The 23,536-nt window shown below is 40.0% G+C and carries 17 protein-coding genes and 2 riboswitches; all 17 genes read right to left on the bottom strand.

Annotation, left to right across the window (positions count from 1 at the left end; translation table 11 throughout):
* Nucleotides 1–119: 119 nt before the first annotated feature.
* Nucleotides 120–1,445 (bottom strand): NCS2 family permease, encoded by a 1,326-nt coding sequence (locus J2Y67_RS23020; protein ID WP_310177764.1) that lies wholly within the window; start codon nt 1,443–1,445, stop codon nt 120–122.
* Nucleotides 1,446–1,556: 111 nt separating this feature from the next.
* Nucleotides 1,557–1,658: riboswitch (purine riboswitch) on the bottom strand.
* A gap of 118 nt (nt 1,659–1,776) precedes the next feature.
* Entirely contained in the window at nt 1,777–3,297 is a 1,521-nt protein-coding gene (guaA, locus tag J2Y67_RS23025; protein WP_310177807.1) for a glutamine-hydrolyzing GMP synthase, read from the bottom strand.
* A 159-nt stretch (nt 3,298–3,456) separates the two neighbouring features.
* Nucleotides 3,457–3,558: riboswitch (purine riboswitch) on the bottom strand.
* Nucleotides 3,559–3,600: 42 nt separating this feature from the next.
* A complete protein-coding gene (locus J2Y67_RS23030; protein WP_310177766.1) occupies nt 3,601–5,820 on the bottom strand; it encodes a transglutaminase TgpA family protein in 2,220 nt (739 codons plus the stop codon).
* Nucleotides 5,817–7,028 (bottom strand): DUF58 domain-containing protein, encoded by a 1,212-nt coding sequence (locus tag J2Y67_RS23035; protein ID WP_310177767.1) that lies wholly within the window; start codon nt 7,026–7,028, stop codon nt 5,817–5,819. Before J2Y67_RS23035 ends, J2Y67_RS23030 begins: the two co-directional genes overlap by 4 nt.
* Nucleotides 7,029–7,970, bottom strand: a complete 942-nt coding sequence (locus tag J2Y67_RS23040) for an AAA family ATPase (RefSeq protein ID WP_396954129.1) — start codon at nt 7,968–7,970, stop codon at nt 7,029–7,031.
* A 160-nt stretch (nt 7,971–8,130) separates the two neighbouring features.
* Nucleotides 8,131–9,048 (bottom strand): glycine betaine ABC transporter substrate-binding protein, encoded by a 918-nt coding sequence (locus J2Y67_RS23045; RefSeq protein WP_310177770.1) that lies wholly within the window; start codon nt 9,046–9,048, stop codon nt 8,131–8,133.
* A gap of 20 nt (nt 9,049–9,068) precedes the next feature.
* Complete coding sequence (locus J2Y67_RS23050) at nt 9,069–9,809, bottom strand: ABC transporter permease (protein ID WP_310177771.1); 741 nt, start codon at nt 9,807–9,809, stop codon at nt 9,069–9,071.
* Nucleotides 9,810–9,824: 15 nt separating this feature from the next.
* A complete protein-coding gene (locus J2Y67_RS23055) occupies nt 9,825–10,829 on the bottom strand; it encodes an ABC transporter ATP-binding protein (protein WP_310177772.1) in 1,005 nt (334 codons plus the stop codon).
* Nucleotides 10,830–10,848: 19 nt separating this feature from the next.
* Nucleotides 10,849–11,505 (bottom strand): ABC transporter permease, encoded by a 657-nt coding sequence (locus J2Y67_RS23060; RefSeq protein ID WP_310177773.1) that lies wholly within the window; start codon nt 11,503–11,505, stop codon nt 10,849–10,851.
* Nucleotides 11,506–11,670: 165 nt separating this feature from the next.
* Entirely contained in the window at nt 11,671–13,026 is a 1,356-nt protein-coding gene (locus tag J2Y67_RS23065) for a (Fe-S)-binding protein (protein ID WP_310177775.1), read from the bottom strand.
* Nucleotides 13,023–14,429 carry an FAD-binding oxidoreductase gene (locus J2Y67_RS23070; RefSeq protein ID WP_310177776.1) on the bottom strand — a complete coding sequence of 469 codons (1,407 nt, stop codon included), beginning with the start codon at nt 14,427–14,429 and terminating at the stop codon, nt 13,023–13,025. The genes J2Y67_RS23065 and J2Y67_RS23070 overlap by 4 nt, the downstream gene beginning before the upstream one ends.
* A gap of 16 nt (nt 14,430–14,445) precedes the next feature.
* Nucleotides 14,446–15,321, bottom strand: a complete 876-nt coding sequence (locus tag J2Y67_RS23075) for a DUF6282 family protein (protein WP_310177777.1) — start codon at nt 15,319–15,321, stop codon at nt 14,446–14,448.
* 156 nt (nt 15,322–15,477) lie between these two features.
* On the bottom strand, nt 15,478–16,848 hold the full coding sequence (locus tag J2Y67_RS23080; protein ID WP_310177778.1) for a sigma-54-dependent transcriptional regulator: 1,371 nt from the start codon (nt 16,846–16,848) through the stop codon (nt 15,478–15,480).
* 2 nt (nt 16,849–16,850) lie between these two features.
* Entirely contained in the window at nt 16,851–18,944 is a 2,094-nt protein-coding gene (locus J2Y67_RS23085) for an ATP-binding protein (RefSeq protein WP_310177780.1), read from the bottom strand.
* Nucleotides 18,945–19,041: 97 nt separating this feature from the next.
* The gene (locus J2Y67_RS23090) at nt 19,042–20,844 is read right to left on the bottom strand and encodes a nitrilase-related carbon-nitrogen hydrolase (RefSeq protein ID WP_310177781.1); all 1,803 of its coding nucleotides are present in this window, start codon (nt 20,842–20,844) and stop codon (nt 19,042–19,044) included.
* A 60-nt stretch (nt 20,845–20,904) separates the two neighbouring features.
* A complete protein-coding gene (locus J2Y67_RS23095) occupies nt 20,905–21,828 on the bottom strand; it encodes an alpha/beta hydrolase (RefSeq protein WP_310177782.1) in 924 nt (307 codons plus the stop codon).
* Between the two features lie 295 nt (nt 21,829–22,123).
* Nucleotides 22,124–23,446, bottom strand: coding sequence for an MmgE/PrpD family protein (locus tag J2Y67_RS23100; protein ID WP_310177783.1), 1,323 nt, complete (start codon nt 23,444–23,446; stop codon nt 22,124–22,126).
* Between the last annotated feature and the right edge of the window lie 90 nt (nt 23,447–23,536).

The raw sequence follows: 23,536 nt of genomic DNA on the forward strand, positions 1-23,536 counted from the left end.
ACTCTTGCTTTCCCCAATCCCATTTTTCTTAATTATACAAAAAAGTACCCTATAGAGGACTTTTTTTAAGTGTCTACTCTATAGGGTACATTTTAGCTCGACTGAGGTTCTTTTTTCAATTATTTCAAGATAAAATAAGCAAGGAAGATGACGAAGAAAAGATACATAATTGGATTAATTTCTTTTACACGTCCTTTTACAATCATCGTAATTGGGTAGAAAATAAATCCAATTGCAATACCTGTTGCAATGCTATAAGAAAGCGGCATTGTGATCATTGTTAAGAATGCTGGCACAGCAATCTCGAATTTTTTCCATTCAATATCGCCTAACGAAGAAACCATCAGTACCCCGACAATAATGAGTGCCGGTGCAGTAACAGCAGTGGTTACTACTGATAATAACGGAAAGAAGAATAGCGCCAAAATAAAGAATGTTGCTGTTACTAATGATGCGAATCCTGTTCTAGCACCTGTTGCTACCCCTGCAGTAGATTCAATATAAGAAGTTGTAGTAGACGTCCCTAATACTGCACCAACCATTGTTGCAATCGAATCAGATAATAATGCTCTTCCTGCATTCGGAAGCTTATTGTCTTTCATTAATCCCGCCTGGTTCGCAACCGCTACTAATGTTCCCGCATTATCAAAGAAATCAACAAACAAGAACGTTAAGATAATTCCAACCATACTTGTTGACCAGAAGGAACTATCACTAAAAGATGAAAATACAGCACCGAATGTCGGATCTAAACTTGGTACGTTACCAACAACTTGATGAGGAACATCAATTAAGTTAAAAATCATTCCCACAATAGCCGTGATGATCATTCCAAAGAATACGGCTCCTTTTATTCCTCTAGTCATCATAACAACAGTGATTAAAATCCCAAAAATCGTAAGTAAGGTATTTCCATTGGATAAATCGCCTAATCCAACAAGAGTTGCATCGTTTTTCACAATAATTCCTGATTCCTGAAGTCCAATAAAGGTGATAAACAAACCAATACCGGCTCCAACGGCATGTTTTAAATCTATTGGAATAGCATTAATGATTTTTTCACGAAGACCGGTAAGTGTTAATACGAAGAAAAACACACCTGAAATTAATACCGCACCCAATGCATGCTGCCAAGGAATTTTATCCCCCAATACTACCGTATAGGCAAAAAATGCATTTAATCCCATACCAGGCGCAAGGGCAAGCGGATATTTTCCAAGAAGTCCCATGACGATCGAACCGACGGCAGAAGCAATAGCAGTTGCCACAAAAACGGCTCCATGGTCCATTCTTAAAGCATCCGGAAATCCCTTAATACTTGCTAATGATAATGTTAGTGGATTCACCACTAAAATATAAGCCATCGCTAAAAAGGTAGTCATTCCACCCATAAATTCCTGGCGGTAACTCGTCCCAAACTTTTCAAACTGAAAGTAGTTTTTCAATTTACTTCCCCCTAAAAATAATTCTATATCGTTTAAACTTACCAAAAAACGCTCCGGTATCCACCGAAGCGTTGACATAAGGCTATGTAAATAATAAAAGGACAAAAATCCCCTATTAAAAACTTGCCTCGTAGTCAAGCTATTTACGGTAGCTCGGTAGAAACTTTTGGGCCATATCCCCAAGATTATACGACACAATATGGTAAACCATTTAGTACGTTAGTATCATATCAAGGAGGGGGGGGGCTGTCAATAAAAAATACGAACGTTTTTTATTTAATAAATAAAAACATTCGTATTTTCTACATTTATTTTATTTTATTTTATTTTTTTATTCCCACTCAATCGTAGCCGGCGGCTTGCTGGTAATATCATAGACCACCCGGTTTATATGAGCAACTTCATTGACAATTCGTGTTGAGATTTTTTCAAGTACATCCCAAGGAATCCGTGCCCAGTCGGATGTCATCCCATCGATAGAGGTGACGGCACGAATACCAATCGTGTAATCATATGTTCTGGTATCGCCCATAACCCCAACGCTGCGAATATCAGGAAGAACAGTGAAGTATTGCCAAATATCACGGTCTAAGCCCGCCTTCTTAATTTCCTCACGTAAAATCCAATCAGATTCACGAACAATCTCTAATTTATCCTCAGAAATGGCCCCTAATACACGAATACCTAGGCCCGGACCTGGGAATGGCTGGCGCCAGACAATATCCTCCGGAATTCCAAGCTCGGTTCCAAGGGCACGAACTTCATCCTTAAATAAGGTATTTAATGGTTCAATTAATTTAAACTGCATATCTTCCGGAAGACCGCCGACATTATGATGCGACTTAATCGTTTGAGCCGTTGCTGTACCACTTTCAATAATATCGGTATAAAGCGTACCTTGTGCTAAAAACTCAATTCCTTCAAGCTTCGTTGCTTCATCGTCAAATACATAGATAAATTCGTTACCGATAATTTTGCGTTTTTTCTCAGGATCTGAAACACCTTCCAATTTGGATAAGAAACGCTCTTTTGCATCCACTTTGATGACATTCATATGGAAACCTTCAGAGAAAGTTTTCATGACACTTTCTGCTTCGTTTTTACGGAGCAAACCGTGATCAACAAAAATACATGTCAGCTGATCGCCGATTGCTTTGTGAATTAGGACTGCCACAACTGATGAGTCTACACCGCCGCTAAGGGCACAAAGAACTTTTTTATTACCAACAGTCTGACGGATTTTCTCCATTTCCATTTCGATAAAGTTTTCCATTGACCAATCGCCGCTGCAATCGCAAACGTTGAAAACAAAATTCTTAAGAAGGTCATTCCCATAAACGGAATGACGAACTTCCGGATGGAATTGTACAGCGTAAAGTTTTCTTTCCTCATCACTCATTGCTGCAATCGGACAGTGCGGATTCGTTCCGTCTACCGTGAAGCCTGCAGGTGCTTCCACCACCAAATCACCATGGCTCATCCAAACCACTTGCTCATTCGGAAGGTCCTTAAATAAGGCAGTTGGATTTTGAATCGTCATCGTTGCTTTTCCATATTCACGCTGCTTTGCTTTTTCCACTTTGCCGCCAAAATGAACGGTCATTAATTGCATCCCATAACAGATCCCCATAATTGGCAGACCCATTTCAAAAATCCCTTCATCACAGCGGAAAGAGTTTTCATCATAAACACTATTCGGACCACCGGAGAAAATAATCCCCTTCGGATTCAATTTTTTGATTTCTTCTACAGTAATCGTGTGGGGATGAAGCTCACTGTATACACCAAATTCACGAATTCGGCGAGTGATAAGTTGGTTATACTGGCTTCCAAAATCTAAAACAACAATCATATCTTGTTTACCTGACAACGTGGCCACCTCTTTTTTAATTTCATGCAATTTTAATTAGTTTTTACTACAATTGAAAAAAATAAATAAAAAAAAGAAAACTAGCTTTCTCCAACCAAAAAAATAGGAAGGCAGAATTCTAGTTTTCTCGCAAAATCGCTTGAAAAAACTTTCTGCCTTCATAGTCGGACCATTTACGGCAGCCCGGTAGAGACTCTCGAACCTTATCATCGAGGATATATGAAGGTAACGTAAAACGAACCTTATTGAATTAAAACTTATTGTAACAATAGGTCGTTTTTTTGGTCAAGCAATTGTCTTTTTAATTAAATTTTCCCACAATTCACGCGCCTCTTTCCAGCTTCCCTGTTGCAGATGATTATGATAGAGAAACTGCTCATATTGGGAGGTAAAGCGTGTCATTTCACTTGTTGAAAAGAATGAATCAACATAGCGGGCATAATTCCTTAATGTTTGGTATTCCTTCCGGGTTATTCCGTACCTCTCAAGTTGTTTTAATAAAATTAAATACGCATAACCAATATTTTCATCCTTTTTCCTAAAACGGAATTTTATAAGCAGCAAATATGGATACCATTTCCCGCGAATTCGATAAAGAATCCCCGCAATTCCTAAGGCAACCAACAGAATAAGCACCAGTGGCTTCCAGTGGTTTTTAAAAAACACTTGTATGTTGTTTAGAAAACTCTTTTGGTCTGCGGATTTTCCGGAGTCCTTCACATGGTCCTCTTCCTTAACCGGTTTCTTCACAGGCTTCATGACAGGTGCTGCCGTTGTTGTACTGCTCGAGGTGGTCGAGCTATCCAAATAGCTGATCGAAACATCATTTGAAAAACCCTTCGTCGGTTCAAATGGAACCCAGCCTTGATTCGGAAAATACACCTCTACCCATGAATGAGCATTATTATTGGTAATTTCATAAATTTCTTTGGAAGGGTCCTGCTTGCTATATTGCGAAAATTCTCCTCCCGTATACCCTTTTACCCAGCGTGTTGGAATCCCAATTGTCCGCAGCATAACTGCCATCGAGGTGGAGAAGTTATTACAATACCCTTTTTTTGTCTCAAACAAAAATTGGTCAACATAATCATCATCCATCCCTGGGAAGGCGACATCCTTTTGTTCATAGATGTATTCCATCCGGCTAAAATATTTCTCCACCGCTTTTGCTTTGTCAAACCAATTTGTTTCTTTCGAGGTTATTTTCTTCGCTAATTTTGCAACCCTTTGCGGCAGCTCTTCAGGCAGCTGTGTATACTTTTTATATAAAACAGGATTCATTCCTTTAGCGTCATATTTCTTTGTCTGCCTTAATTCCTTTGCCTGATATTTTGGAAGGTCGAACTCAATTGTGTAAAGATTAGGTACGATCGGTTGGTCATAGATAGTAACCGCAACAATTCGCTCCATTGTTGTATCCACGTTAAACGTAGCCTTTCCTCCAAAATTAGGATAGAAGTCGAAGATTTTCCTAATCCCGGCTGGATAGATAACATGAGGATATCCGTAATCCTGAACTGGAAATACTTTAGCAATTTCCTTATCCGTTTGTACAGTTTTTGAAAAAGGAAAAACAGGCACTAAATCCCCTTCCTTAAATTGAAGGGTTTTAGATTCCGGCGATAACACCCAGCCTTTTCCTGTATAAGTGTCCTTAGTCTCCACTTTCCAATAAATCTTCTCATTCGCTTCAATACGAAAAACAGTTTTATTATCACCCAGAAACGGACCCCCTAATTGGGCATCATTCGTTCCATAGCCAATCCTTTGTATTCCCCCGCTTTTGTCAACACTGTGGTATTTCTTATCTCCTTTTAAATAGGGAACCGGGTCAGGCCAGATCGGAGCTGCCTTTGGTACGGCAATCCCAACGAGGACGCTAAAGGCAACCATCCCGGCAAGTGGGATCATCCATTTTTTCGGCGCAGCATATTGTTTATTGACCTTTTCTTTTGCAATCATCCGGTAAAAGGTCAGCATTCCCATAACAGTAAATCCGGCAACAACGGTTCGGACAATCGCCTCTTTTGCACTGTAGGGTGTAAAAGTATCCAAAACGGTAATGTAGATCAAGGTCATAAAGAAAAAGAGAAAGATTCTTTGGCGTCTTAACAACCAATAATGAAGTAAATACACCATTAACCATAAGAAAATAAAAAACAAAAAGGAACGGAATTCGTTTGATAAATCGATCCAATTTCTTGTCAGAAGCAAGAGAGTATTATTTTTTATATTGGAGAAAAACGCAGCAATCCAACCAAAGTAAAAAAGCCCTTCCTGGTAATAAAGACGATTAATGAAAAATAGGATATAAAATATTTTTATCAAAAAAGTAAAGACCCATTTTATTCGATAAAATGACATCGCTAACGATAATAGTAAAAACGCAATGAAGACCCAAATATGACTCGTATCCGTTAATTGTTCAATCGGCCGAAGCCATTCCCACAAAAGGAGAAACCCCAAGGCATATAACAGAAACGTTGAAATATCCCGATTTTTCAACGGAAATTCACCTCCGAGAATGTCTGGGAAAAGTCCCCTTCATGGACCATGACAATATGCACTCCCCGAGACTTCGCAATCGCGATGAGCGAACGTTCATCTTTAGTTGGCGATTCTTTTTCTGCTTTGATGAGGAAAAGGGTGATTGAGCCCTTTCTTTGACCGAGAAAGCTTGCTTTTTCAATGAGCGGTTTGGTCAGCTGTGCGGTTACCAGCATTGTCGATCGTGTTTGCAGCATAAATAACCCATCGGCTTCCAACACCTTTTCCAAGGAAGAAAAGCTTTTGGCTTCAATTTTAGCGAGGTGATAAAAAAGCTGCTGGAGATGCTGCTCTCCCCCTCGCACTGGAAATGAGGCCCTTTCATGACTGAATGTTAATAAACCCGTTTGTGCTCCTTTTTTCAATACTGCTCTTAAAAGGGAGGCAGTAAAGGAAACTATTGATTCAAAATGTTGATGAGGTACACAGTCCATAACAACAAACACATCATGCGATTGGCGCTGCTCAAATTCCTTTGTCATCATTTCATTCCGCTTGGCAGACGCCTTCCAGTTAATCCAGGAAAACCGATCCCCCGGCTGGTAATCCCTTACCCCAATCGCCAAAGAGGTATCGCGCTGCACTCTCTCCCTCGAAGCCGTCATCCCTTGATCATAGTGGTTTTCAAACGGTCGGTATAGAATTTCTGTATAGGCAGGGTAGACAATAATTCTATTTTCAACCACAAAGGACTTCTCCTTTTCGATTAAACCAAGCGGGTCACCGATTTTTACAGTAATCGATTGAAAAAGATGTTCACCTCTCGGCAATTCATCGATGCTGTATTCATAGGAAAGCTCTTTTTTCATACCTGCAATGAGGAGTGCCTTTTGGTTTGTCTCTAGTGGAAGTGAAGGATCTCTGAGATGGTCGGCTGCCATTAGGTAGAACACCGGAAAAGAAGATCTCCTTCGGACCGTGATTTTTACTTTCATTGGTTCCCCGGCATTGTAATCAGTTTTTGCTATTTCCCTTGTCACTGTAATGTCATTTAAGGAATAAAAGGTCAGGGCCATGCAATAGAGCGCAAATGGTAAAAAACTGTAAAACAAAAACCAACTGACAAATCCTCCTTGAAACATCGCGTAAGAAAAGGTTAAAAGAATCAATAAAAGTAAGACTGTAATCTTCCAAACCTTTTTTAAAAGCTTTGCTGTTTTTTTCATTTATTTCACAAGCCTTTGAACTGGAACTGGGACTCTTCCTACTACCCCGCTAATAACTTCTTCTGCGGAAATCCCTTCGAATTTGGCTTCTGATTTTAAAATAATCCGATGGGATAAGACGAACGGGGCTAGATATTGAATATCATCAGGAAGAACATAATCTCGACCGTACATAAAAGCATACGCCTGGGCTGCTTTCATTAAAGCAATCGATCCCCTTGGACTTGCTCCAAGATAGACATGGCCATGACTTCTTGTTCGGCTGACAATATCGACAATATAGCGCTTAATCGTATTATCGACGAACACCTCTTTGATTTCCTTTTGAAGCAGAAGCAGCCCATCGAGGTCAATCACCGGCTCTAGTTCATGAATGGGCGGAATTTTTTGTGCCCGGTTTAATACCTCTATTTCCTCTCCTAAATCGGGATAACCCATTTTCATTTTTAATAAAAAGCGGTCAAGCTGTGCCTCTGGGAGCGGATAGGTCCCTTCATATTCAATCGGATTTTGGGTGGCCATAACAAAAAACGGCTGCTCGAGTTTATGGGTCACACCATCAATCGTTACGCTTGCTTCCTCCATCCCTTCCAAAAGGGCAGATTGAGTTTTCGGTGAAGTCCGGTTGATTTCATCTGCAAGGATAATGTTTCCCATCAAGGGACCCGGGCGGAACTGAAATTCCATCTCTTTTGGATTGTAAATCGAAATTCCCGTAACATCCGAAGGTAATAAGTCAGGAGTAAATTGTATTCTCCGAAATTTAGCATTTACGGATTTGGCAAGCGCCCGTACCATCATCGTTTTACCGACACCTGGTACATCTTCTAAAAGAACATGTCCCCCCGCCATTAGGGCGACAAGACTAAGTTCAGCGACATTCCGCTTTCCAATCATTACTTTTTCAATATTCACTAGTATTCTTTCCATTGTTGGGTTCATATTTTCAAGGGACACATTACATCCTCCTCTGTTGTTACACCAAATGTTTGCATCATTCTAATTAATTCTATAAATAAAAAATAAATCCTGTAAGAACTTACAAAAAATGCAAAAAACCTACTTCTTCAAAAAGAAGCAGGCTTTTTCTCTTTTCCAGTTTTTATTCCTTGATTAATCCCTCTTTTGTCAGCCACTCTCTTGCTACTTTAGAGACATCCTCATGTTTTACATCAACACGGTAATTGAGTTCTTTCATGGTATCACCATTTAACTTGTCAGCCATTTGATTTAAAAGCTTACCTACCTCTGGATACTGTTTTAATGTTTTTTCACGGATGACTGGCGCACCATTGTATGGCGGGAAGAATTGTTTATTATCTGTTAATTCAACTAGATTAAATCCTTTGATACGTCCATCAGTAGCAAATCCCATAGTGACATCTACTTGTTTCTCATTTAATGCGTTGTATACCAGACCTGAGTCCATCTTTACAATGTTTTTTGCCGGAAAATCAAAGCCATATTTTTTTTCTAGACCTTTGAGTCCATCTGCACGTGCAAAGAATTCTGCATTTGAGGCAAATTTTAGTTTGTTAGGATTATTGTTTATATAGTTAGCAAGATCATCTAGTGAACTAATCCCTAACTCCTTTGCCCTGTCTTCACGCATTAGGATGGCATATGTGTTGTTGAAATCAGATTTATTTAACCAGGCGAGTCCATTTTTCTTGTCTAGTTCTTTTACTTTTTCATATGCTTTATCAGGGTCTGTTACAAGAGGCTGCTTTAAATAAACTAAAAGGGCAGTTCCTGTATATTCCCAATATAAATCAAGCTGGCCGTTTTCAAGCGCGGAGCGTGCAACCGTGCTTCCCATACTGCTTGCTTCATCGACTTTATATCCTTTTTCTTTTAATAGAATAGATGTCATCTTTGTTAATATATGTTGTTCTGTGAAATCCTTCCCGCCCACTGTAATCTTCCCTTTATCCCCAGAGCCTGATGCAGAATCGGAGCTGCATGCTGCAAGAGTTGTTGCAAGAATCATAGACAAAATTAAAAACATAATTTTTTTCATCCTAGTTCCCCCTTTTATTATTAAATAATTTCTAGGTTTCGTTGTAATCCTTTTGGAATAATGACTTTTTCTAATATTCCCAACAAAAAATCGATTAAAATCGCTAGTAAAATTACGGGCAGCGCTCCAGCGAGCATAATACCCGTGTCATAAAGGGAAATGCCCGTAAAGATAAGATCACCTAATCCACCTCCGCCGATTAAGAAGGCAAGAGCTGCTGTACCAACATTGATTACGGTTGAGGTTCGAATTCCAGCTAGAATTGCATAGGATGCATTGGGAAGTTCAAGCTTCCAAAGAATCAACTTTTGTGTCATTCCTATCCCTCTACCTGCATCAATAATAGCTGGGTGAACAGAATTAATACCAGCCATGGTGTTACGTAAGATTGGGAGCAAGGAACTAAACCATAAGGCAAATACTGCTGTTTGCCAGCCTAATCCTAAGTAGGACATGACAAGAGCTAAAATCGCAATACTTGGGACGGTTTGGCCAATATTGGCAAAGTTCATAACAATAAATTCGAATTTTTTAAATTGAGGTCTTGTAATAAATATCCCTAGTGGAATTGCACAACCAATTGCGGCTAACGATGAAATGGCTACGAGTTTTAAATGCTGCCCAATTAGGTAAACTACTTCACTAGTATTCTCAAAAATATACGTAAAGGCTCCTATTTTTAAGGCATACATAAACAATGCCGCTAGGAGTATATACAGCCCGATGCGAATGATTTTTTCAGTTTTGTTTTTCCCTTTCATATATTCACCACCACCTTAATGAACCACAGTTTTTAATTTCGAAGGATGGATACCTGTTAATATTTCAAAATCTGAGAAGGTTAATATTCCAAGTGGATGATTCCCTAAATCAATAATCACAGCTTCTCCTGTTGGAGACGATAATAGTACGCCCATCGCAGTACGCAGGTCCATATCAGGTGTTACAACAGTTTCGTTTATTTCTAATTTGATATTTGTTTTCCTATTGGTCTTTTTCCCTTTACTGAACAGGTCTTTCACTGTTAAGAGGGTCAGCCGCTTAATTTCACGGTCGATACCAATGAAGTCTCTGACAAACTCATTTCTCGGGTTTGATAATATGTCATCTGGTGTGCCAAACTGCATCAATTGCCCTTTATTAAAAATAGCGATCTTATCACCTAAGCGAATGGCTTCATCAATATCATGGCTGACAAAAAGAATGGTTTTCTTTACATCCTTTTGAATCCGTAAAAATTCATTTTGCAGATGTTCCCGAATAATCGGATCCAAAGCGCCAAACGGCTCATCCATTAACATAACTGGAGGGTCTGCAGCCATGGCGCGTGCGACACCAATTCGCTGCTGCTGTCCGCCGGATAACTCCCAAGGAAAGCGCTTACGATATTCATCAGGGCTAAGTCCCATCATTTCCATTAATTCATTATAGCGTTTTTTCATTTTCTCCGCGTCCCAGCCTAGCATTTTGGGAACGACATTAATGTTCTCTTCTATTGTCATATTAGGAAACAATCCGTTTTGTTGAATGACATATCCGATTGAGCGCCGTAACTCAATGGAATCTAAGGAATAAATGTCCTTACCTCCAATTTCAATTTGCCCCTCGGTAATTGGAACAAGCCGGTTAACCATTCGTAAAAGGGTCGTTTTTCCACAGCCTGACGGGCCAAGAAATACACAAATTTCGCCGCTTTCGACTGTCATATTTACATCATCTACAGCTTTTACTTGTTTGTCGCTGCTTTTATAAACCTTCGATACATTTTTGAAAGTGATCATTTGGTTAGCATCCCCTTTCCTATTTTGTATGTGCTGTCTTTGGTGAAACCCGCTTTTGGACTAGACCTAGTAAGTAATCGGCAGCAATGGCTAATACAGAGACTGAAACCGCCCCCACCTGTACCATTGTCGTGTAGCTTGTTGAAATCCCTCTTGCAATGTAATCTCCAAGTCCGCCAGCTCCGATATAAGCAGCGATAGCGCCAATGCCGATGGTTAACACGACAGCAGTCCGGATTCCTGCCATGATAACCGGAAGTGCGATCGGGATTTCCACTTTACGAAGACGCTGCCAGGTAGTCATTCCCATTCCAATCGCCGCATCACGCATATTTGGATCAACATTTTTAACGGCAATAAAGGTATTTCGGATGATCGGCAACTGTGAATACAAAACAAGGGCAATAAAGGCAGGTAAAAATCCAATCCCTTGATTAATAATCGACAAAATTGGAATCATAATTCCAAATAGGGCGATACTTGGAATCGTCATCATCACACCTGCAACGGCTAACACTAAATTAGCCAGTGTTTCATGCTGCGTAATATAGATGCCAAACGGAACGCCTATGAGGATGGCTACGATGACAGCAGAACCAACAAGCTCAATATGCTGCCATGTCATCATAAGGATCTCATCCCAGTTAGATGCGATTAAGTTAAAAAAATCTGCCACCACAGTTCCCTCCTTTTGCTTTAATAAGTTTTCAATAATCTAATAATACTTAATGCAAGTATTGTGCCAAGAAAGAGAATCCCTATTTTGATGTTTTTTACGATTATTCTGAATAGTTGTTAAAATATTTTGAAAACGTGTCAAAATTTTTTGCTCTTTTGCTTTCTACTTGATTCCGCACGCTTCTGCCAGTACCTCTACAATATGCAGCGCTTGGACTTGATTTCCGATTCCGCTTCTTTCGACACCTAGTCTCATTTGTAATAAACAGCCTGGATTCGTCGTCACAATGGTGGTTGCTTTTGTTTTTACCGCGTTCTTCATCTTTTTGTCTAAAATCTCCATCGATTCGTCAAAATGGAGTAAGTTATAAATACCGCCTGATGCACAGCAACGGTCATGACCTTCCATTTCAATAAAACTTGCTCCTGGGATCGATCGGAGAAGTTTTCGCGGTTGGTCAATTACTCCCTGCACATTGCGTAAATGGCAGGAATCTTGATACGTAATAATTCCATTCCATTCCTTCGTAAATGGAAGCGGACCAAGTTCAACAAGCAATTCTGTAACGTCTTTTGATTTTTTGACAAACCATTTTGCGCGATTCTTCCAATCCGGTTCGTCCTTTAGAAGGTGATCATATTCACGCAGCGCGGCGCCGCAACCTCCGGCATTATTAATATAATAATCCGCACCCGAAGCCTCAAAGGCTACGATATTTTCTTTTGCTAGTTTCCTAGCCTCCTCAGTTAAGCCCTGATGTGCATGAAGTGCTCCACAACAGCTCTGCTGTTCAGGAATCACTACTTCACAACCAACAGACCGAAGCAGTTCTATCGTTTGTCGATTCGTTTTATACATGATGGCATCCATAATACAACCAGGGAAAAAGGCTACCCGTGCTTTTTTCTCCCCTATAGGAGCATATTTATCGCCAAACTTATAGCGTTTAAGCGGTGATTCAAGTGGGGGCAGGACTTTTTCAAATTGCCCCATCGGCTTAGAAATCTTGTTGATGATTTTGGTCTTACGAACAAGCTTGTTCAAACCTGTTTTTTGATAGAGCCAAACCATATTCCCCGTTGCCCGAAGCCGTTTATGATACGGAAATAACTGATTCAATGTGAGATCCCGAAAGTTCATTTTTCGTTTCGTAGTTGTTTTTCTCTGCTCATCCCTTTGTTGTTCTGCAATCACTTCTTTTGCTGCTTCGTAAATTTTCCCGTACGGTACGTTAACAGGACATGCCACTTCGCAGGCACGACATCCAAGGCACAGATCGATTGGTTCGGCGAGGTCTTTAAGTATATCCACTTTTCCCTCAGCAGCCATTTTGACAAGATTGATTCTTCCGCGCGGTGACTGTGATTCCCGTCCCATTGATTCGTACGTAGGACATGCCGGCAAACAGTACCCGCACTGGACGCATTGATTTGCTTCATCATAAGAAAGCTGGCGAAGCTTCCTGGCATATTCACTTTCTTGTATTCCATCTTTTTTGGGGGCTGCCACTCCACTCATATTAATACCACCTTTGTCTGACCTGGCTGAGGAAAGATTTTTCCAGGATTTAAAATGTTATTAGGATCCCAGGCTTCTTTGATCTTTTTCATCATGAAAAGTCCATCCCTCCCAAGCTCATTCTCCATATACGGTGCTTTTAATGTCCCTATTCCATGTTCGCCTGAAAGCGTGCCGCCAAGCTCGATTGCCGCTTCAAATATTTCACTGACTGCATATTCGACCCGCTTCATTTCTTCTATATTTCGTTTATCAGTAATAATGTTCGGGTGCAGATTACCGTCTCCCGCATGACCAAACACAACAAGGTTTAATTGATATTTGTCACGTATTTTCTGGAGTTTTTCCACCATGGCCGGAATTTGGCTTCGAGGTACTGTTGCATCTTCTGAAATTTTTGTTGGTCCCATTTGCATAATGGCAGGCGATACCATCTTCCGCGCTTTCCAAATTTCATTTCTCTCCGTTTCCGTGCTCGCGACTTTTACATTTGTCGCCCCTTGCTCCCAACAAATTCCCTCACAATTAACCATTTCTTCTGCAATCGCAGCAGGATGGCCATCCACCTCGATAATGACAATGGCTTCAGCATCAATCGGAAGCCCGCTCGGCTGGTAATTTTCAACGGCACGAATACAGGCATTATCCATTAATTCCATGGCACTTGGTAAAATCCCAGAGGATAAAATTTTTGTAATCGCATGACCAGAGTCATTTATGCTGGTGAAGGAAGCTAAAAGGGTTTTTCTTGCAAGCGGTTTCGGAATAAGTCTTAACGTTGCTTCAGTGACGATGCCAAGTGTACCTTCCGATCCAACAATCAATCTTGTTAAGTCATAGCCGGTCACATTTTTTACCGTACGACCGCCAGTGCGAATAATCTCGCCTGTTGGAGTAACTACTTCTAAGCCAATCACATATTCCTTTGTTGTCCCGTATTTGAGGCCTTTTGGTCCGCTGGAGTTTTCTAGGAGATTGCCACCAATTGTAGATACATGAGAACTGCTAGGATCAGGTGGGTAAAATAAACCAGCCTCCTCTGCTTTTTTATGGATATCTCCCGTAATAACACTTGGTGTTGTGATAGCCAGCAGGTTTTCTCGATCAATTGTCAACTTCTTTTCAAACTGTGACATGTCCAGTGTCATACCACCTTCAACCGCCAGCGAACCACCGCTTAAGGATGTCGCTGCCCCTCTAGGGTAAACAGGAATATGATGCTCATTTGCAAGTCTAACAAGGGCTGCAACCTCATGCGTATTTTTCGGTTGAATTACAATATCTGGTAAACACTCCCCGAAGGAAGCATCATAGCTATATGAATATCTTTCTGCTAACTCCGTTAAGATGCGTTCGGGTGAGACAATTGTTTGAATTTGCTTTACTAGCTGTTCATCGATCATTTTTTACACCCCTTTTTTAAATACCAAGAAGTTTCCTTGGATTTTGGACAATCATTGTTTGGATCTCTTCGTTTGAGATCCCTTCTTCAACCATCTCGTGGACAAATTTGCTTAGCGCAGCAATCGGAGGAATATTATGATCCTGTCCGTAGTCCGTTACCAAGACACATGAATCGGCCCCAATTTCTTTTATACTTTCAGCCATTTGAACAGCCGTCAGGTCCTGAAAATCTTCACTACAAGCTAAATAGCACTTCTCTAAGATCGCCCCTTTTCTAGCAAACTCCTTCTGCATATCAAGAGGAACAGGTGCAATCCCCAGATCGGCATGTTGAATGAGGATCTTCTCAATTTTATGCTCTTTGGCTGAATCTATTAAAATTGCAACCTCTTCCGCAGATAAATGGCCGGTTGCGAGGGCTATGTCCGCTTCACCGATTAGAGTTAAAATTTCGTGGACCTCTGGTTTGAGCTGATTGTTATCATCTAGAATGGTTAGCCCGACTTCCGCATTTTCCAAGGGCCGTTCACTATTAAAAAAGCGCGTTTTCTTTTTACCGATATGACAGCAGTGCTGGTTTGCCGAAATAGTCGGCATCCAAATGATTTTAGCCCCTTGCCTAATGGCAGCATCTACTGTTTTTGGTGAAAGTCCACCTGTAAATTCGTTCAATACAATACCGCCATATACATGAAGTTCAGGCTCCTTCAGCCGTATTAATGTTGCACGGTCCACTGTGTTTGCCTCATGCGCTTTTAACACAACCCCCGCCATTTTGGCCACTTTTACATCTTCTATAAGTTCCCAATCAGTTTGCTTTCTTGGAAAAATGCTCGGATAACTATGGCAATGTAGTTCAATTGCACCTTCTAATAATGGATGATAGCTCATCTCTCCATCTCCTCTTCTAATTGTTCTTTGATAGGTTAACTTGCAAGAACTATGCCAACTGACAAGACGCGTTATTCTCCACCCTTTTCCTGTTATGTGTAAAAATTTTTTTCGCGACTTCATTAAAAAAATGCCATTCTGCAAATCGAATGGCATTTATTGTTCAAGATATTTATTCATTTTATAAAAGAGCCGCTGCCGCGAGATTCCAAGCTCTCTTGCAGCCGAAGCAATCTGCCCATGATGTTCCTCAATCGCATTTAAAATAATTTGCCGTTCGATGTCTTCCAGTTGTTCGGGAAGTGTTTTCGAGTTATCAAATGAAAATTTGCCTGATGGTAATAGGTTTGTTGGGCTATATCCTTGGATTTCATGAGGAAAATCCTGAATCGATAGATCATCACCATTACATAACACTGCTGCACGCTCTACCGCGTTTTGCAACTCCCGGACATTCCCTGGCCATTCATAGCCAGCTAAAATAGTCAACAGTTGTGAGGATACACGAAAGTTTTTCTTCATTTTACTGCGGTGCTTTTCTAAAAATTCTTCCACAAGAAGCGGGATATCATCCTTACGTTCCCTTAGCGGTGGAATATGCATATCGACTATATTTAAACGGTAATACAAGTCTTCGCGGAAGCTTCCTTCCTGAACCATTTGTTTTAAATTACGATTGGTTGCCGAAATAATCCGAACATCTACTTGCTTTACCTGGTTGCTTCCAAGACGAATAAACGACTTATCCTGTACTGCTTGAAGAAGCTTCGCCTGAAGTGACAGCGGTACTTCGCCAATTTCATCCAAAAAAATCGTACCGTTCCCCGCCGCTTCAAATTTTCCGGCCCTGCTTGCTGCAGCTCCCGTAAATGCCCCCTTTTCATAACCGAAAAGCTCACTTTCAAGTAACTGCTCAGGAATAGCAGCACAGTTGACAGCAATGAAAGGCCCTTGGCTGCGCCCACTCAAATTATGAATCATTCGGGCAATCAAGCTTTTCCCTGTTCCACTCTCCCCATGAAGCAAAATGGTCGCATCCGTCGATGAAACCCGTTCAATTAATTCATAAATCCTCTTCATCTTTAAGCTTGTACTAATAAAACCATTGGTTACTTCAAGTTGCTTCAGCTGTTCTTTTAAATGAAGATTTTCCTGCTTCATATTAATCCAGTTGAAAGCTTTATTAATAATTAGTTCGATCTCATCCAATTTTGCCGGCTTTACTATATAGTCAAATGCACCTGCTTTCATTGCTGAAACAGCACTTTCAACCTCGCCATAGGCTGTCATAATGACAAATACCTTTTGTGGATAAAGAGTACTAAATTCCCCTAAAAGCTCCAAACCGTTCGCATCTGGAAGATTTAAATCAAGAAAAACCAAATCTACTTCATTTTCTTGTATTTTTCTCCTAGCCTCCTGCCCATTTGCTGCGAGGATGATATCGTACCCTTTTTTTCGAAATGATAATGAAAGCGCTCGCAAAAGTCTGATTTCATCATCTACAAACAAGATGCTCTTTTTCATATTCATTCTCCCTTCGGTAATTGAAAGTGAATGGTTGTCCCTAGATGGATCACACTTTCTGCCCAAATTTTTCCCCCATGTTGAATTACAATTTCACGTACGATGGATAATCCTAGACCTGTCCCCTCCGGCTTTGTAGAATAAAATGGGTTGAAAATCCACTTTAATGTTTCTTCTGGTATCCCTTCCCCTGTATCGGACACCGATAGCTGCCAGAAATCTAAATCGTCTTTTAAATTAATTGAAATGGTTCCCCCACTTTTCATTGCATGAAGACTGTTTAGCAGAACATTTAACAGCATCTGCGTCAGCCTGTGCTTATCTCCCAGTACAAGTGAGGGATTGGCTGGGTAATCCCTCGTCACTTTAACATTTTGGTCATTAAACTTTTTCCGAAGCAAATTCAGTAATTCATCTACAATCGAGATTAAGTCTATAAGAACTGCTTCATTGTCCTTTTCTTTATCTTTACCTTTTGTAAGTTTCAAGAAATCTGTAAGCAATTTATTCATCCGCTCAGAAGAGATTAAAATATCATCCGTTAATTCTTCAATAATCTCTCTTTCTTCCGAACTATCATCTAATTGAAGGCGAATGGTCTCAGCCGCAACTTGTATGATACTTAACGGATTTTTAATTTCATGGGCAATCCCTGCAGTCAGCTGCCCAAGCGAGGCAAGGCGATCACTTTGTCTTAAATATTCTTCCAATTTTTTCAGATCACTGACATCTCGAATAACAAGCAGAGATCCAATGTGGTCATCTTGTTCACCTTTAAATAGGGAAGCATAAATACGGACATCATGGACCTGTTTTTGTTCGTCCACAATCTGTGTTTCTACTTCTTCGAACGCCTTCCCTTCCCTTAAGGTTTTCAAAAGAACCGACTCCTGAACATCATGTTTGATTGGAAGTTTAAGGATATTCCTTCCCAACACTTCACTACGGTTTATTAACATCAGCTCTTCTGCCCCTTTATTAAAGGTCCTAATTTTTCCGTCCTGATCTGTGGTAATTACACAGTATGGAATAGATTCTAAAATATAAAACATGCTTCTTTCCTTTTCACGAAGCTCTGTGGCCATTTCTGATAAAACAAGCGAGAGATCCTCAATCTCATCCCTTGTTTGGAGGGGCTTAAATCTTTCCCGTCTGCCCTCTCTATATTCCTGAACCTGCTTAATAAGTGACATTACGGGGCGGACAACTCTTGATGCACTAAACACCGCAAGGACTAGTGCAATCACAAACACTGAAACAAAGCCCTGAATAAGTAATTTTGTAACTGAACTAGCTGGAGTAAGAGCCTGCTTAATTGGTTCACCCACTATCAAACTGATATTGCCTAAAAGCAGGGGTCTATAGGAAACGACCATTTTCTCATTAAAGATCTGCCCATTCCATATGCCATATCGTTCTTTTGCTAAATTTCTCCCCACCTCGTTATTTTCAATCGATGAACCAATAAACTGATTACTTGTGTGAGCTATAATGGTTCCATTTCGGTCAATAATGGCGTTCATCCCTTTACTGCCGATTGAGAACTTTTGAAGTTGGTCAGAAAGAACATTTAGATTTAAATACGTAATGATGGCACCTGTGAAGTCTCCCTGCTCATTCAATGTGGGATAGGCAATTGCAATCGTTTTACGTCCATCTGGGAGTTCAATCAAATTAGATATATAGCTTGTCTTACTCCATGACAATCGCTTTAAGATAGCATCCACTTGATCAGGATCGGAAAGTTGTACATCAGGGATCCTGAGAAGCTGATTTTTTCTTTTATAAACTTCAAAAAACAAATAAAGGGAGTCCCGTGAAATAATTGTTTCAATCTCATGCTGATAGGTACTCCTGTTTCCATTATCTACAATCGGTGAAATTTGTCTCGTATTATCAATGATATTTTGAAATAGGCTTTCTATTTGGTTTCCCAACGATTTTGCCAGCAACTCGTCACGGTATTCCATTTGTGAACGGACAGAGGTATTCATGACATTTACTGTAACCAAATAAATCAATGTCAAAATAAAAACGATAACAACTAATACAGTGATGACATATCTTTTCGTAAGTTTGGAATGAAATAAGTTCATAGCAGTACCTCGTGATGGATAATGATGTTGGCACCATAAAATATCGAATCAAAATGTTTTGAAAAAATAATATATTGTAGATATTCGCCAAAATGTCTCAAATTCCTTTAAATAACGACACTTCCGAGTTGAATAGGTCGATGGCATTTTGATTAAATGGTTGTTTTTTTATAAGATCCCGGTAGTAATGAGTTCTCCGGGTCAATAAAAGCTTTCGCTGGTCAAACCACCAATCATCAGTGTTTTGACTAAGAGGAACGATAAGAACTTCCTCCCTATCCGGCGAGGCGACCTTCGGAAGGTCACCACCGTAAATTGGATCAAGCGTATATAAAGCACTTCCTCCCTTACAACCAAGACTGGTTCCAGTGAAATTTGCTATTAAAGTCTTGGCCTGCGAAAATCTGGCGATTGCATCCCATGTTGTCATTGAGTTAGCTGGGTATTTGTTTTCCATCATTTTTTCATGCAGTGACAGTGTCTGGCCAAATTCCCCATACCAGCTGGACGGAATAAAAATAAAATCAACCTCATGAACCGCCATCACTCCTGCTATCTCAGGATACGCTGCATCAGATCCGACCATAAGCCCAGCCCGACCTATACCCTTCAAATCCGTCACAACAATCTCTTCCCCTGGGACTGCCCAGCATTCATCTACATCTGTTAAATGAATTTTACGAGCCTTAGCCGCTATTTCACCATTAGGAGCCATTACATATGTCGAGTTATAAAAATGCTGCTTTTCTTTTTCAACCATACCGAACACAAGGTGCAGATTAAATATTCTTGCAAGCCCTTGCATTTCACAGAATGTCTCATCACCTTCCATTTCTCCAAGTTGCTGAATGGTCCCTATGTCGAGTGAATGAACAGGACCAGTTAAGGAGAGCTCAGGGCATACGACTACCGCCAGTGAACAGCCCTTATCTAGTGCCTTCATTGCCGCTTCTGAGATCATTCTTTTTATTTTCTTGAGATTTTCTTTTTTCTCCCCAATCACCGGAGTATATTGTAAAAGTGCTGAACATTTTTTTTTATTCAAAATTTGTTTAGGCCTTGTTTCGTTCCAAGGTCCAGAATATAACATTAGATCACCATAAAGATTTGGTCTTCGTTTGGCCATCCGATCTTTCGCAGGATTATGATACGCACTTGGATCAATGTCTGCGTAAAAAATGCTTCGTTCATCCTTCGCATTTTCCACCTCAACATATGCAGCTTCTGCAAGCTTTTCCCCCATCGGCGACCAAATTGCACTTGTTCCAATCATATGATAGCCGTTTTCAGTATTCGAACGGTTTGCTCCCAATACATATAAACCATTCATCTCCGCCCAGGCCTGGAGCATGGATAGCGTCCCTCCAGTAGAGTTTGTTGGAAAGCAAAGGATATCCGCTCCATTAATAGCTGCAAGTCTTGCTGTTTCAAAATAACTAGCATCCATACAGATAATCATAGAAATATTGCCGATTTCCGTCTCATATACAGGGACCCCCATATCCCCCCAGCTCGCCCATGTTTCCTCCGCTGCCCAAAGATGAATTTTACGATATTTACCAATATAGCCTGCAGGTCCAATAAGCGCAGCAGAATTATAAAGTATTCCGTCTTCATCAACCTCTGCCATGCCAATTACAATATGGGTATGATACTCTCTCGCAACCTTTTCAAAAACCTCCGTTGTTTTTCCAGGAAGGGTATCAACAAATGCTTGAATCGCTTGGCGGTTTTCATAGTGATACCCTGTTGTCGCCATTTCGGGCGTAACAATTAATTTTGCTCCATTTTCTGCAGCTTCTGTTACCGCATGAAGTAAGTTATGTATATTATCATCTAAATTATTTAGGCATGGATTAAATTCAATGACTGCAGCTTTAAAAGGCTTCCTGATTCCCATGTTCACTTCCCCTTTGAAAAAACAGATGGCAAAAAATTTGCCATCTGTTTTGTTTAAGTTTTAAGGCTGTAATTGTACTAGTTTGGAAGTTTCTACTTTTCCAGCAACATTAAGATTAAAAAAGTTCTTTACTTTAGTGATTAAATCTTGGAAAACGGCATCTTCATGATACATAAAATCATTGTGTTTACCATTTATAATAAACAATTGTTTTGGTTCATTTGCTGCATCATATAAGCCGTAAGCTTCGTCAACCGGATGCAATAAATTGTCTTTACCATGTGCGACAAAGAGCGGTACCGAGACATTTTTTGCCGCCTCCTCAGCATTCATACCAATAATGGAATCGGTAAACTGAAGAACAGTTTGCTGTCCGAATGGTGCAAGAATCGCCAGCTCTTTATCAACATAATCAGCTGTTGCCGGATCAAGCGGGTAATGAATAAACGGATGATCCAGTTGTGATTTACCAGTTAATACACGCTGCTTGCGGTCTTCCTCAATAACTTTCAAGATATCATTCCATTCAACATAAGAATGAATTGAGCGTAACCATCTTTCACCGTTATAGAACCCATTTAATGCAGCTACTGCCTTAACACGTTTGTCTTTCGCAGCAACACGAACAACATTGGAAGCCCCCATTCCCCAGCCAAGGATTCCGATTCTGTCTGGATCCACTTCCTCTTGAAGGGAAAGGAATGTAATAGCATTTTGAATGTCTTCTACCTGTTCATCTAGGATTACACGACCTTCTTCCCCTTCACTTTTTGCAAAGCTACGGTAATCGAAGCCTAAGCATACATAACCAGCCTCTGTTAAATTTTTTGCAAATAATTTTGGATAAAATTCATTAAATCCGTTATAACCAGAGTTTGGAATAATTGCCGGACGTTTTTCTCCCTGCTTGTAATTATCCGGAAGGTACACTGTTCCATCTAACTTATATCCTTCACTATAAAAATATATTTTACGTTCTATCATGCTTTTCCCTCCAATAATTTAATTAAGTTACTCAATAAAGGTTAATGCAAGATATGTGCCAATTAAAAAAATATTTAATACTGCTAGTTTGAAGATATAAAAGCATAAAAAAAGGCATTTTAAAACACAGATATCAGAAAATTCGTAAAAAAATTTTAACAGCATATATAATTTTATTGACAACATATTATTGAAGGTTGTAATTAACTCTCAAAGGATTGGACTACGTTTTTGTAGTAATAGAACAGTATGCATAGCCTATTAAAAAAACGGTGGCCTTTTTTAAAAAAGGAGTTTATTTGTCTTTAGTTGATGCTAAAACTTCCGTTAGTTCACGAATTCTTTTTAACGATTCAACATTGTGGATCAAATCAAATAACTGAGAGGCTACTCTTTCACCAATAAGTGGGGTTGTAAGCCAGAAAAACTTTTCTTTCTTTTCTTCAGGTGTAAGTGGAAAATCATAATCTCCTTTTGCCTGCATGACTGGTGATTGATATACGCTACCATCAATTGTGATTATTTTAACCCTACTTAATGCTTTTTTCGGAAACTCTTCATTAAATTCTGAATCAATAATTACTTCGATTTTATCCATTATATTTAAAATTAAAGGATCGTCGAGCTGGTCTAATACTTCCTTTGGTCCTACTTCACCATATACAAGATAAGCTGCAGCAGGGAAGCATAAGTTATATTGAGCTTCCTCAGTTGTTTTCGGATATTTTTTTGAAAGTGTGGCTGATTCTGTGAAAGTATGAATTATGATTTTTTTAATATTGGCAGCTGAAAGTGAACACTCACCTTTAATCACTTTAATACCTTCAATTGCCGGCTGTGCCCAACGGCAGCAGGCATGTGGTTTGATATAAAGCTCTCTAATACGGTAATATGTGCATAGCTCTTTCGTTAGCTCTACAGCTTCTTCCATTGTAAATAATGATGGAATCCCAGTATATCCTCCCTTTGCCAAGTATGATGCACTAATCCCTGTCATACACCCCCAGTTGATACCGTCTTTTAACATTGAAGGAAATTCAATACAACGCATCCTCGGTGAATATGTACCGAAATATTCAGCAATACCAAGTGCATGTTCCAATTTATCACTTGAAAGCCCAATCATTCGTGATACACCTGCAGCAGCACCAATTGAACCCCAAGAACCAGTACAGTGGTATTCAGGTCGAAGTTTATGTGCTAGGATACCAGCACGGATGCCAACTTCATAGCCTACAAGAAGTGCTGTTAAAAAATTTTCCCCGCTTACATTGTAGTCTTCTGCTGCAGCAAGGACGGCTGGAAAAATAATAGCACCTGGATGACCTTTTGTAAGACGGTGACCGTCATCTAAATCAAGCTCATTCGCCATCGTTGAGTTCACAAACGCGGCACCTGCGGCTGTTAACTTTTCAGGAAACAAGAAAAGTGAGCTCCTTCCTGTTCCCCATTGCGACATTGCAAATTCTTTCGCAATTTGGGTCGCTTTTGTATTACTTCCGGCAATTGAACAAGCGATAATGTCCGCAAGCGCTTCTTTTAATAGTTTAAAGGTGCTGTTATCAAGCTGGTCTAGTGATTCCGATTTAATATAGGCAGTAAGGGTTTCATTTATCACAAAATTTCACCATTCCTTCTTTAAGTTATTCACACTCTTCACAACTGCTATCCTTCACTATAAAAATGAATTTGACGTTCTATCATGTTT

The organism is Neobacillus niacini (genome assembly GCF_031456445.1).
In the GTDB taxonomy this organism is placed as follows: domain Bacteria; phylum Bacillota; class Bacilli; order Bacillales; family Cytobacillaceae; genus Neobacillus; species Neobacillus niacini_I.

Bases quoted from the DNA above. Each gene is read 5' to 3' on its own strand.
- guaA (WP_310177807.1), bottom strand. From the start codon at position 3,297: ATGATTGTTGTTTTAGATTTTGGAAGCCAGTATAACCAACTTATCACT.
- J2Y67_RS23035 (WP_310177767.1), bottom strand. From the start codon at position 7,028: ATGAAAAAAACAGCAAAGCTTTTAAAAAAGGTTTGGAAGATTACAGTC.
- J2Y67_RS23040 (WP_396954129.1), bottom strand. From the start codon at position 7,970: ATGAACCCAACAATGGAAAGAATACTAGTGAATATTGAAAAAGTAATG.
- J2Y67_RS23045 (WP_310177770.1), bottom strand. From the start codon at position 9,048: ATGAAAAAAATTATGTTTTTAATTTTGTCTATGATTCTTGCAACAACT.
- J2Y67_RS23050 (WP_310177771.1), bottom strand. From the start codon at position 9,809: ATGAAAGGGAAAAACAAAACTGAAAAAATCATTCGCATCGGGCTGTAT.
- J2Y67_RS23055 (WP_310177772.1), bottom strand. From the start codon at position 10,829: ATGATCACTTTCAAAAATGTATCGAAGGTTTATAAAAGCAGCGACAAA.
- J2Y67_RS23065 (WP_310177775.1), bottom strand. From the start codon at position 13,026: ATGAGTGGAGTGGCAGCCCCCAAAAAAGATGGAATACAAGAAAGTGAA.
- J2Y67_RS23070 (WP_310177776.1), bottom strand. From the start codon at position 14,429: ATGATCGATGAACAGCTAGTAAAGCAAATTCAAACAATTGTCTCACCC.
- J2Y67_RS23075 (WP_310177777.1), bottom strand. From the start codon at position 15,321: ATGAGCTATCATCCATTATTAGAAGGTGCAATTGAACTACATTGCCAT.
- J2Y67_RS23080 (WP_310177778.1), bottom strand. From the start codon at position 16,848: ATGAAAAAGAGCATCTTGTTTGTAGATGATGAAATCAGACTTTTGCGA.
- J2Y67_RS23085 (WP_310177780.1), bottom strand. From the start codon at position 18,944: ATGAACTTATTTCATTCCAAACTTACGAAAAGATATGTCATCACTGTA.
- J2Y67_RS23090 (WP_310177781.1), bottom strand. From the start codon at position 20,844: ATGGGAATCAGGAAGCCTTTTAAAGCTGCAGTCATTGAATTTAATCCA.
- J2Y67_RS23095 (WP_310177782.1), bottom strand. From the start codon at position 21,828: ATGATAGAACGTAAAATATATTTTTATAGTGAAGGATATAAGTTAGAT.